Origin of the sequence: Microcoleus sp. B9-D4, from assembly GCF_036705105.1 — a bacterium.
In the GTDB taxonomy this organism is placed as follows: domain Bacteria; phylum Cyanobacteriota; class Cyanobacteriia; order Cyanobacteriales; family Microcoleaceae; genus Microcoleus.
Genome location: NZ_JAUBTS010000002.1, coordinates 98,882 through 110,711 on the forward strand (window position 1 = coordinate 98,882; position 11,830 = coordinate 110,711).

The following is an 11,830-nucleotide window of genomic DNA, read 5'->3' on the forward strand; positions in this document are numbered from 1 at the left end:
TTCAATGAAGGGCGAGATCCTTTCTAAATCTGGCGTATAAATGGCGCCAGATTCAGACAATCAGCAATCAGCCAGACATAAAATCAGAATTTTTTTGAGCAATGTGTCGGCCAATTCGTTGCAGTTTGGACAATCCCGTCCTTTTCCAAAAAGAGTAAATAGTCTGTGTCTTGATATTTAACTGTCGGGCGATGACTGCTATTTTTTCTGGCGACTGCTGCAAAAACAATCTTTGAACAAGAATTTGACAGTTGCAGTCGGGACGGTTTCGAGGATGACATTTCCGAAGTTTTTGTTCGGGATCTCGCCTGATGTATTGTACTATCTTCCAAGCTAAAGCTTGTTTTTCAATCCGTTCGATTTCCATCTCCAAACCATCTAAATAGTCATTGTAAAATCCGCTGCGTTCTAAAGCGTCTAAATCTAAGGACAGCTCTTTTTGATTTTTGGTAGTATGTAAATCGTGAATTCGATATCTGAGATAAGCGTTAATCCAAGTCGTCAGACTGGCTTGAATCGGAGAACGTCGGGGATTAAACTCGTGAAGGTGCTTCTCTAACCATTCCCAAGTTTTATTAACTGCTTCATAATAATAGGGATGAGAACTTTTTGACAATTTTGGTAACAGTTGCAGTTGCCGCAATAATCGATCGACCAATTTTCGACGCTGCGGATTATCCCGTGATTCCGAGCAAATTGCTAGAATTAGCTTACATAACCGCTCATCTTGAGGAGTGCGATCAGAATATTGTTCCAGTGCCAACCTCAATTTATCTATGCGATCCATAATCACCCTCCTCAAAGAAGTGTATGCAAATCGAACTGAATTAAAAATTTTCTCAAAAGCCAGTCAAAGACGGGCTTTTTGACTTACCCCACTTACAATAGAAGATTAAATTAACCCAAGCAAATTTTTCCAAGGTGGCTGAAACCTTGGTATAATCGCGGTTAGGAGCTTGGGAAAGTATAAACCTTGCAATTTAACCTTGGGAGTCCCAAGGTTTGTCAAACCTTTTTCTGGATTCGCTCATGCAGAACAATAGTGGTCGGAATCTTAACTGGAAGAAAGGTAAAGAGAGTGCAAAGCTATTAATTGAAGTTTTACACTGCTTTACTGACGGGGATTTGGAAAAATTTAATAATTGTGAAAGCCTTCAAAAATATATCAACACTCGTTGGGAAGGAACTCACCTGTGGGTGAAAAAGACAAGGCTACAGGATCTGGTTGAGCTGACACAGAAATGGGGTAAAACCTTAGACAAAGAGCAAATCCGCAATGCCCTTCACTGTCTGAAACAATTGAACATCATGGAAGACCAGCGGGGCGTAACGAATTCCAAAACAATTACTGGTTCGGACAAATGGTGTTTTGTTCTGAAGTTTCACTCTCGATGTAAGGAAGAAAATCGGGATTGGCTATTTGGAAAAGAAGAGACACAGGGAGAATGGGAACGCCGGAAAGTCAAACAGCCAGAGGTTCCTAAATCCAGCCCTATTCAAGATCCAATAACCCCTTTAGGTTTGGCGAAGGATGCTAACAATCGGGGGTTGAACTTAAAACAAGCTGGCGAATTAGTTGAAGCTAGAAAGGAGTTCGAGCTTGCTCTTAAAATTAACCCAGATAATGCAGTGACTTACTATAATCAAGCATTGATGCATGAGGAAGCCGGGAAAGTCGATCGGGCTATGGAACTATATCAGGATGCAGCATTCCTAGGCTTGGCTGCTGCTTACTGCAAGTTGGGCCGTTTGTATATCATTGAATATAAAGATTTGCGAAAATCAGTTGAAAAAATAGGGAACGGTTTAAAGCTGCTGGAAACTGAGAAAGTTGAGTATGACAAAATAGTCAAAGCAGGGTTGTTAACTTACCTTGCTTGGGCTTGGAAGGAACAAGGATGCTATGAAGAAGCTTTGGACAAGTTGCAAGATGCTGTTAAACTACAGAGAGATCGGGGTTTAACTTATGGCATCATGGCCCAAGTGCAAGAAAATCTGGGGAATGATGCAGAAGTTGTGAAATCTTGGAAAAACTGTCTGAAATATGCTAAGTCCGATGAGCCAGATGAAGACTTTTATATTGGTAAGGCTCGTCAGCGTCTCAAGCAATTAGGTGGTTCTAATTAAATGTAAAATGCGATCGCGCGGTGAGATACCCGACTTCTTTAAGAATTCGGGTATCGGGTAATTGTGTTTTTTAGGTGGATTTACTTAAGTGCGATCGCACTTGTTTGAGATTTAGTATCAATCAAGGACAGGGGTATTCATTCCCATCTCGATCCTTACAAATTCGGGGTATCATGTTAGTCGTGGCTAACCCAAGGGCGATGGGAGCGATTGAAGCACCTGAAACTGCCGCTAGTACCAAAGTTATGTTGCCGAGTGCGATCGAGCCAATGAGGAGGGGTGAAATCAAGACTTTGCAATTCATACTCTTGTCTCCAAGTCAACTAGATTTACGATCGCTAGATTAGGGAGGCATGAATATTACTTGCGATATGACGAGATATGACAGGTGTCATACTTTTTGGAAATTTCAACTTATTGAGGACTTACGCACGAGTGTTTAGAAACCGGGTTTTTTTACGAAAATACTTGATTGTAGACGACTGATTCGGTAAAAAACCCGGTTTCTTGGCCCCTAGCGTAAGTCCTGTTATTTTTTTACAGAGTCGCTGACATGAACAGAAAAGAATTGGAAGAATTAGCCGAAAAAAACTGGTATCTAGAAGACCTATACAAAGCTTTGGGTCAAGCCAAAAAAACTTACAAGCAAACAGAAAAACCCCAAAGCATTACTCCCAACGATAAAGACAATCTGCACGGCATACTTGCTAGAAAAAAATCTTCAGAAATTGCAATTATTTATAATAAAAGCTACGGTCAAACCAAAAATGAGTTATCCGATCGTCTTTATAAATATATTAGAAATCTTCTCAGATACGATCAGTCTCTGGATATTGAATCCATCGATATTCCCGATCAATTGGCAGAACGAGGATTTAAAAGAGACTCTTCTCAAGAGCGTAGAGAAACCGATCGGGTTTGGTGGCGCATTAGGATCGAGCTTGAGAATCCCGACAATTTGCAATTACAAGCAATTGTCAAGCGCCTCGGATCGGTTCTAGAAAAACCTTTGATAGTACAGAAAATAGAATCAGGTAGTACATTGTTGGCTTTTGAAAGCGAGCGTTCAGAATACGATCGCATAGAACAACTTTACAGCTCGGGTCGCCTAGCCGAATTATTAAAAGTGACCGTTAGCGATTTAGGGCAAATTACGCAGGATTCGATGCTAATTTATGTGAGACAAATGTATGAAAATATTTTTGGTGAAGGCTATCAGCCAGTAGGGTTGGTATTAACTCGCAGTCAACGCAACCGATCGCGAGGGTCGAACCAAGAAAAACTAGAATCTGTAGAAAGAGCAAAACAGATTCATTTGGGTGCAAATCAATCCGTTAATTTGACGGTTGAACTGACACCAAAAGACGAAGAAATTGACACTAAAATATGGATCGATCCATCAGGGGATGCAGTTTACCTGCCAGTTGGTTTACAAATAACCGTGTTAGATGAATTCGGAAATCCGATTCCTCAATTGCATAAACAAACTGGCAGTACAGATAACGCTGTTTTACTCACCTTTAGCGTTGAACCGGGAGAAAGATTTAGTGTTAAACTCCTTCTGGGAGATGCCAGCGTCACAGAAACTTTTTAATAATTGAAAATCCCCGAGCCACCTATGAAAAAACAAGTCATCCTCACCATCATGGAAGGAAGTTTTGAGCAAGGATTCCCGGTTAACCTGGAAATTCGAGAAGATGTAACGCCATTTAGCTTAATCTGGGGAGATGTTGGCAGACTGCCAGCCCTAGGCGATATTGAGATTCTTGATTCCTTGAAGGATTGGCAGTCAAATTTTGCAAGGAATAATGATGGCTGCATACCACGCATCAAAGTTCAAGGGGAAGGAGCGAAAGTCTTTAACAATCTCGCGGCACAAAACCTGGCATCCAACATCAATCAATGGCTCAATTCCAGTGAAAAATCCTGGAGAAAAATACTCGATGGGTTGCAGCAGCACTTGCAGCCCAACGATGAGATTAGAGTTATTTTGCAAACAGACGATGCTAACTTGCGGAGACTACCTTGGCCGGCATGGAATTTCTTTTCTGAAACTTATCATTATTCAGAAATTTCTCTGAGTACCTTAACTGTTAAACCGCCAAGCTTTAAAAAATCTGACTGTCGGAAATCAGCGGTGAGAATTTTAGCAGTATTTGGCAATACTGACGGGATTAATATTGGCTTTGACCGTCAAGTATTAAATAATTTAGCTGAACGCGGTGCCGAAATTACACCTTTAACCCAGCCCAAAAAAGCCGACTTGCTGGAGTATTTGCGAGACGAACAAGGGTGGCACATTTTCTTTTTTGCAGGTCATAGTTCAACCCTACCAGACGGTCAAATTGGTGAGTTTGATATCAGCGATTCTGAAAGTATCAGTATTGATGACTTGAAAAATGCCATGAAAATTGCGATCGCCAAAGGATTGCAGTTAGCAATTTTCAACTCCTGTGACGGCTTAGGGATAGCTAACCAGCTAGCCAAATTGTACTTACCCCAAAGTATTGTCATGCGGGAAGTCGTACCAGACGAAGCCGCACAAAAATTTTTGCAGGATTTTCTCGCCGCCTTTGCCAATAGCCAATCTTTGTACACAGCCGTGCGGGAAGCGAGGCGAAAGTTGGAAGATGCTAAGAATAAAGAATTGCCTGGTATTAGCTGGCTCCCCGTAATTTGTCAAAACCCCGCTGTTGAACCGCTAATCTGGAAACAGTTGCTCAATTGGAAATGCCTGCACACTCTCAAAGATCATTCAGATGTTGTTAATTCCGTCGCCATTAGTCCCAATCAAAACATTATTGCCAGCGGCAGTTTGGACAAAACCATCAAACTTTGGAACCTTTCTACAGGAGAATTACTCCATACCTTCACCGGACATAGTAGTGCGGTAATTGATGTTGCTTTCAGCCCCGACGGAAAAACTCTTGCCAGTGCCAGCAACCACGAGTTTTTTGACGGCAGTATCAAGTTGTGGGATGTAGCAAATAAGAAATTTAAACAAAGTCTGGGAAATACCTTGGTAGCACTGCGGACAAGCTGTTTAGCTTTCAGTCCCGACGAACAAACCCTAGCTAACGGTCACATTGGTACTACACTGATTGGTGGTACAATTGATATCTGGAATCTTCAAAAAAGTAGAATAGAAAAAACTCTCTGGGGACACGTTTGGGAAGTTAGTTCCCTTGCTTTTAGCAAAGACGGACGCATTTTAGTTAGCGGCAGTTTAGATGGTGCAGTTAAAATCTGGAATTGGCGTAAAGAAGAGTTGCTGCACACTCTCAATAGACCAGTAGATTTTTTCGGTGCCGTAGCCTCTTGGTTCGATTCTTCTATTGGGATAATTTGGTGTGTTGCGATTAGCCCGGACGGTAAAACAGTCGCCGCTAGCGGTTCCCAACAGCCAATTCAACTGTGGAATACTGAAAATGGCAGACTGCTGCGTACCTTTACAGAACACTCAGATAGCATTTATGCTCTTGCCTTTAGCCCCGATGGTGAAACTCTCGCCAGCGGCGGTGCTGACAACACGATTCGGATTTGGAATTTTCACACAGGAGAGTTGTTGGAAACTCTGGAACATCTCGGCCCAGTCAAGTCTCTTGTTTTCAGTTATGATGGTCAAACTTTGGTCAGCGGGAGTGCGGATGCTACTGTCAAAATTTGGCGCGTTCCTGTTTAAGTCAGGACTTACCCACTCCGACAAAGAAACCGGGTTTTTTACCTAATCTCTAGGTTACAACGCGTCTTTTCGTAAAAAAACCCGGTTTCTGGGGTTCCATTCGCGGTTTCCAACCCCAAGTCAGCTAAAAAATCTCCCCAACAATCATCCCCGCCAATATCACAAACCCCACCCAAACATTTTGGCGAAAAATTTGACCGTAAACAGGCTTAGGAAGCTCCGTATTTCGGAGTTGACTGTACTGCAAAAACCACAAAATAGCCGCCGCACTAATTGCCATCCAAAAACCAATGTGCAAGTGCAGATTAACTCCCATTGCTGCTAACAAAGCGACTGTACCAACAAAGAAAAAACCCACAGCATTAGCGGCATTAGCCCCGAAAAATATCGCGCTGGAATTCACCCCCAAACGCAAATCGTCTTCGCGATCGCTCATCGCATAAACTGTATCAAATCCCATCGTCCACAACACGACTGCACCCCACAGCAGCCAAGTCGCTAATTCTAATTCGTCAACGGCGGCGCTCCAACTAATTAAAACAGCAAATCCCCAGGCAATTGATAACACTAATTGCGGCACTGGAAAGAATCTTTTTGCCAGTGGATAGCAGATAATTACTGGTACGGCGGCGACACACAGCCAGAAACTTAACGGATTGAGATACAAAGCGAGAATCGCCGCGCAAGCAAAGGAAATTAATGCAACTCCTATTCCCGTTTGCACGGTGAGGGCGCGGGATGCTAGGGGGCGCGATCGCGTTCTTTCTACTTCGGGATCGATATCGCGATCCCACAAGTCGTTGATGACGCATCCAGCCGCACTCGTGGCTAGGGTTCCCAACACAATCACGCCCACCAATGCTGCAGGCGGCCTCCCGTCGGCTGCTAAAAAGACGGCCCAGAGGGCTGGAATCATTAAAATGAGCCTTCCTGCTGGTTTGTCCCATCTCAAAAGCCTCACGACGGTTAGCAATGTGGATTCGGGTTGGCGATCGGGCTGTGTAAGCATTTCAATTCTAGATTTGATATTTTTAACTTTAGATTTTATCAAATTTTAAGCACAATCACTTACTATCTCTGCTGCTGATCGCACTTCTGCCGAAATTTAAAACAGGTAAAAGTCTTGACCAGTCAGCAATTCCTGATTTTTGCTAATTTAATAGAATGCCTAACTGGATTCGTGAAATAATCATAAATATCTGTCAACCCCGATACTCCAATGGTTAATTCACTTCCTTCTGCGGAGTCAAATCGCATTATTGCTGCTATTGATATGGGTACTAACTCGTTTCACATGGTGGTGGCGCGGATCGATCCGAAATTGCCCGCGTTTACGATTATTGCTAGAGAAAAAGATACGGTTCGGTTGGGCGATTGTGAGGTTAAGACAGGGTGCTTGAAGTCCGAGGTTATGGAAAGGGCGATCGCCACTCTGCGCCGTTTTCAAGATATTGCTAAAACTTTCAATGCCGAACAAATTATCGCTGTGGCTACCAGTGCGGTTCGGGAAGCCCCTAACGGGCGGGATTTTCTCAAACAAGTTGCTGAAGAATTAGACCTGAATGTGAGTTTAATTTCTGGTCAAGAAGAAGCGCGGAGAATTTATCTCGGTGTTCTTTCGGGTATGGAGTTTAACAATCAGTCCCAGGTGATTATTGATATCGGGGGCGGTTCTACGGAGTTGATTTTAGGAGACAGTTCAGAGCCTCGCTGTCTCACCAGTACAAAAATTGGTGCTGTTCGCTTAACAGGACAATTTGTTAAAACTGACCCGATTACTAGGGAGGAGTTTGCTTATTTGCAAGCTTATATTCGTATTTCGCTGGAAAGACCGATCGACGAATTGCGCTCTCACTTCAATGCTGGCGAACCTTTGCGCTTGATTGGCACTGCTGGAACCATCGAAACTCTGGCTGCCATTAACGCTCGCGAAAAGTTGGGAACAGTGCCGAATCCCCTAGCCGGATATCAGTTAAGTTTAAAAGATTTGCGCGATTTAGTCAATCGCTTTCGCAAACTTTCTTATGCCGAAAGGTTGGCAATTCCGGGAATGTCGGACAAGCGGGCGGAAATTATTCTGGCAGGATCGATGATTTTGCAGGAAGCTATGATACTATTAGGAATTGAATCGCTGACTGTTTGCGATCGCTCTCTGAGAGAAGGCGTAATTGTTGACTGGATGCTTAGCCACGGTTTGATTGAAAACCGCTTGCGCTATCAAGGTTCCATCCGCCAGCGCAGTATTCTCCACATGGCTGACAAATATCAAGTCAATTTAGAACAAAGCGAAAGAACCGCAGCATTTGCGCTCAATTTCTTCGACCAAACTCAAGGAATTCTACACTATTGGGGAAGCGAAGAACGCGAGTTGCTGTGGGCTGCCGCGATTCTGCACAACTGCGGTTTGTACGTCAGTCATTCAGCGCACCACAAGCATTCTTACTATTTAATTCGCAATGGTGAGTTATTGGGCTACACTGAAACTGAGATTGAAGTAATTGCCAATTTGGCTCGCTATCACCGGAAGAATCCTCCTAAAAAGAAGCACGAAAGTTTTATTTTTCTTCCGAAAAAATACCGGGAGGTTGTCAGTAAGTTGCATCCTTTTCTGCGGTTAGCTGTGGCTTTAGACAGGCGGCAGATTGGCGCAATTTCTGATTTTAAATGCGAATACCGCCCGGAAGTTCGAGAGTTTCACTTACGGTTGCAGCCGCTCAATCCCGAAGACAATTGCGCTCTGGAACTCTGGAGTTTGGATTATAAAAAGCCGTGTTTTGAATATGAGTACAATCTCAAATTAGTGGCAACTTTGGAACCGACTCTGGTTCCGGTTTAAATACAAAGCCGAGCCTGAAAACGAGAAACTGTAGGGTGCGCGCGTCCCCTACAGTTTTAACTTAATCCCAAGTCTACTACCAATATTGTGTTTGACTCTACAGTCCTCCCGATCGCCCTAGCCTGCCTTCAGAAGGCAGCGTGGATTAATTTTAGAGAGGAGAAATCAATGCAATATGACTATTTGCTGACGCTATACGAAAGATTGAAGTAATGTCTCATATCATGTCCGGTCGAGCGATCGCGATTAAAGGCCGGGGCGGGTTTACAGATTTTCCGGTTTCTATTCAATATCTTGGCGAACCCGCCCCTACAGAAATCATGGTTAATTGACCGGACATGATATAATATCATGTCCAGTCGAGCGATCGCGATTTTTGTAGGGGCTCCCCTCACCAACAATACCTGCCAATAATTGACATCTCAAAAACCCGCGCCGACCGGGATATTATGATTAATCGATCGGACATGATATTAGCGATCATTCTGATACAACTGGATTCCATATTATCTACAAACCAGGTAGCCCCATTACTGTAAAATCCTGTTGAGTGATGAGATTAGCTGATACGCCGTTGAGGCTAGCTAAGATTTGATCCGTGTTGGCAATTTTGATAAAAGTTGTAGTGTTTTCTTCAACTATGCTGAGTCGATCGACCGTTAACCCTCCCGTTAAAATTAATAAATCTTCACCTTGCCTAAAATCAGCGATTACATCGTGGCCTTCACCCGCAGTCAAGAAAAAGTAATCGCGCCCGCTTCCCCCTTGCAGCGTATCGTTTCCGAAGTCTCCCCTCAACCAGTCCTCGCCAATTCCCCCAATCAAAGTATCATCACCCTCACCCCCGTACAGAGTATCGCTACCGTCACCCCCGCACAATTGATCGGCATCTTCATTGCCAAAAATTAAATCATTGCCGCTACCGCCGCACAAATAATCTGTTTGACTGCTAGCATCCATCGCTATATTGTCAATATCTCCAAAAATCGTATCCTCGCCATCGCCGCCGCAGATGGTGTCATTTCCAAACTCTCCAAACAGCAAATCATTGCCAAAATCCCCGCAAATTATATCGTTATCTTTGCCACCGTGTAAGGTATCATTGTCCTCGCCGCCAGAAAGAGTATCTTCGCTTTCTTGCCCGTACAAAACGTCGTTGCCGTTATTGCCAAAAAGCAAATCTTTTCCGGTCAAGCCACGGTCAGACGCATCAGGAGTGCCGCCAAATAAACTGTCATTACCTTCATCGCCAAGCAGGGTATCGTTGCCTTTGTCGCCCCAAACTATGTCATTATCTTTGCCTGCGATCGCCACATCAGGATCTTTACCCGCATAAATAATGTCATTCCCAGCGTGGCCGACGAGATAGTCGTTATTTTCGTTGCCAAATATGGTGTCGCTGTCTGCATCCGCGCCAACAGTAACTGGGCTAGCAAGACCACCGTAAATATTGTCGTTGCCGAATAAGCCATTTAGCAAGTCGCTGCCGTTGAAACCGTTGATGATGTCATTAATATCGCTGCCGGTTAGAGTATCTTTACCGTCAGTACCGTTGAGGGTATTTTCAGGGATATTCGGGCCGGGAATGGAAGTGCGATCGGGTAAAGTGATTCGATCGCACATACAGTCTTCCGAAGCCACAGGAATTAGCGCAGGTGTGGGGGTTTCGGTTGTTGGAGATGTGGTTTGGGCGATCGAATTGTCAGTTGCGATCGGCGTTTCCCCAGGTTTAGCCGTCGGAATTGGACTTTCCGCAGATATCAGAATTGGAGTCGGAGTCGGAGTTGGAGTTTCCCCAGGCGTCGGAGTTTCCGCAGAAATTGGCGTCGGTGTCGGAATTGGTGTCGCAGTCGGAATTGGCGTCGGAATTGGCGTCGGAATTGGAGTTTCCCCAGGCGTCGGAGTCGGAATGGGAGTTTCCGCAGGAATTGGCGTCGGAGTTGGCGTCGGAGTTGGAATTGGCGTCGGAATTGGCGTCGGAGTTGGAATTTCCGCAGGCGTCGGAATTGGTGTCGGAATTGGCGTCGCAGTCGGAATTGGCGTCGGAATGGGTGTCGGAGTTTCCGCAGGCGTCGGAGTTTCCGCAGGCGTCGGAGTCGGAATTGGAGTCGGTGTCGGAATTGGAATTTCCGCAGGCGTCGGAGTCGGAATTGGCGTCGGAGTTTCCGCAGGCGTTGGAGTTTCCGCAGGCGTCGGCGTCGGAATTGGCGTCGGTGTCGGAGTTGGAGTTTCCGCAGGCGTCGGAGTTGGAGTCGGAGTTGGAGTTTCCCCAGGAGTTGGAGTCGGAGTCGGAGTTGGAGTTTCCCCAGGCGTCGGAGTTGGAGTCGGAGTTGGAGTCGGAGTTGGAGTTTCCCCAGGCGTCGGAGTCGGCGTCGGAGTTGGAGTTGGAGTTTCCCCAGGCGTCGGAGTTGGAGTTGGAGTTGGAGTTTCCCCAGGCGTCGGAGTTGGAGTCGGAGTTGGAGTTTCCGCAGGAGTTGGAGTTGGAGTCGGAGTCGGAGTTGGAGTTTCCCCAGGAGTTGGAGTCGGCGTCGGAGTTGGAGTTGGAGTTTCCCCAGGCGTCGGAGTCGGAGTTGGAGTTTCCCCAGGCGTCGGAGTTGGAGTTGGAGTTGGAGTTTCCCCAGGCGTCGGAGTTGGAGTTGGAGTAGTATCTACAATTATCAAAACAGCACTAGAAATCGCTCCTAAATCGGCTCCATTAGTGGGATTGTTCAGAGTTAAATTAACAGTTTCATTCTCTTCTATCTCTGAATTATCAACAATGGGAATCGTGAAAGTTTGAGTAGTTTCGCCAATGCCAAAATTTAATGTTCCCGATGTCTGGTTATAGTCACTACCAGCATTAGCGGTTCCATTACTTGTACTGTAACTGACAGCAGCAGCCAAATTAGTAGCATCAGTGCGAGTAACGGTAATTGTGGCAAATTTACCGTTTTCATTAACGCTGTAATTGGCGTTACTGAAGTTAAATTTAGCGGTAGTGGTGACATTAATATTTGCCACAATTTCTGGGATTGTAGCAGCCCCGTCACTGACACTATAAGTAAAACTATCGAGTCCAACAAATCCCGGATTCGGAGTATAAGTAAACGAACCATCATTATTGAATGTGAGAGTGCCATTGTTGGGATTTGTGACTTTAGTTGCCGTCAATACATCATCGTCAGAGTTGATGTCGTTGGCTAAAA

The 11,830-nt window shown here is 44.8% G+C and carries 8 protein-coding genes; 5 read left to right on the forward strand and 3 right to left on the reverse strand.

The window, feature by feature from the left end; genetic code table 11:
- Positions 1–67 precede the first annotated feature (67 nt).
- Positions 68–787, reverse strand: a complete 720-nt coding sequence (locus tag QUB24_RS01810) for a hypothetical protein (protein ID WP_333150052.1) — start codon at positions 785–787, stop codon at positions 68–70.
- 242 nt (positions 788–1,029) lie between these two features.
- Between QUB24_RS01810 and QUB24_RS01815 the strand changes: the two genes are divergently transcribed.
- The 4 genes from QUB24_RS01815 to QUB24_RS01830 all read left to right on the forward strand — a co-directional run bounded on the left by QUB24_RS01815 (position 1,030) and on the right by QUB24_RS01830 (position 5,809).
- On the forward strand, positions 1,030–2,127 hold the full coding sequence (locus tag QUB24_RS01815) for a tetratricopeptide repeat protein (protein ID WP_333150054.1): 1,098 nt from the start codon (positions 1,030–1,032) through the stop codon (positions 2,125–2,127).
- Positions 2,128–2,201: 74 nt separating this feature from the next.
- Positions 2,202–2,474: a hypothetical protein gene (locus tag QUB24_RS01820; RefSeq protein WP_333150056.1), complete on the forward strand. Its 273-nt coding sequence runs from the start codon at positions 2,202–2,204 to the stop codon at positions 2,472–2,474.
- Between the two features lie 206 nt (positions 2,475–2,680).
- Positions 2,681–3,721: a DUF1822 family protein gene (locus QUB24_RS01825; RefSeq protein ID WP_333150058.1), complete on the forward strand. Its 1,041-nt coding sequence runs from the start codon at positions 2,681–2,683 to the stop codon at positions 3,719–3,721.
- A 24-nt stretch (positions 3,722–3,745) separates the two neighbouring features.
- Positions 3,746–5,809, forward strand: coding sequence for a WD40 domain-containing protein (locus QUB24_RS01830; protein WP_333150060.1), 2,064 nt, complete (start codon positions 3,746–3,748; stop codon positions 5,807–5,809).
- A gap of 124 nt (positions 5,810–5,933) precedes the next feature.
- Here QUB24_RS01830 and QUB24_RS01835 read toward each other — a convergent pair whose 3' ends face one another.
- The gene (locus tag QUB24_RS01835) at positions 5,934–6,818 is read right to left on the reverse strand and encodes a 4-hydroxybenzoate solanesyltransferase (RefSeq protein ID WP_333150062.1); all 885 of its coding nucleotides are present in this window, start codon (positions 6,816–6,818) and stop codon (positions 5,934–5,936) included.
- Positions 6,819–7,028: 210 nt separating this feature from the next.
- On the opposite strand from QUB24_RS01835, the gene QUB24_RS01840 reads away from it, so the two are divergent.
- Positions 7,029–8,645, forward strand: a complete 1,617-nt coding sequence (locus QUB24_RS01840) for a Ppx/GppA phosphatase family protein (RefSeq protein ID WP_333150064.1) — start codon at positions 7,029–7,031, stop codon at positions 8,643–8,645.
- Between the two features lie 510 nt (positions 8,646–9,155).
- Here QUB24_RS01840 and QUB24_RS01845 read toward each other — a convergent pair.
- Positions 9,156–11,830 (reverse strand): Calx-beta domain-containing protein (locus QUB24_RS01845; RefSeq protein WP_333150066.1); only part of this gene is annotated, 2,675 nt, incomplete at its 5' end.

Excerpts from the sequence above, each read along its gene's own strand:
- QUB24_RS01835 (WP_333150062.1), bottom strand. The coding sequence starts at position 6,818 with ATGCTTACACAGCCCGATCGCCAACCCGAATCCACATTGCTAACCGTC.
- QUB24_RS01825 (WP_333150058.1), top strand. The coding sequence starts at position 2,681 with ATGAACAGAAAAGAATTGGAAGAATTAGCCGAAAAAAACTGGTATCTA.
- QUB24_RS01830 (WP_333150060.1), top strand. The coding sequence starts at position 3,746 with ATGAAAAAACAAGTCATCCTCACCATCATGGAAGGAAGTTTTGAGCAA.
- QUB24_RS01815 (WP_333150054.1), top strand. The coding sequence starts at position 1,030 with ATGCAGAACAATAGTGGTCGGAATCTTAACTGGAAGAAAGGTAAAGAG.
- QUB24_RS01810 (WP_333150052.1), bottom strand. The coding sequence starts at position 787 with ATGGATCGCATAGATAAATTGAGGTTGGCACTGGAACAATATTCTGAT.
- QUB24_RS01840 (WP_333150064.1), top strand. The coding sequence starts at position 7,029 with ATGGTTAATTCACTTCCTTCTGCGGAGTCAAATCGCATTATTGCTGCT.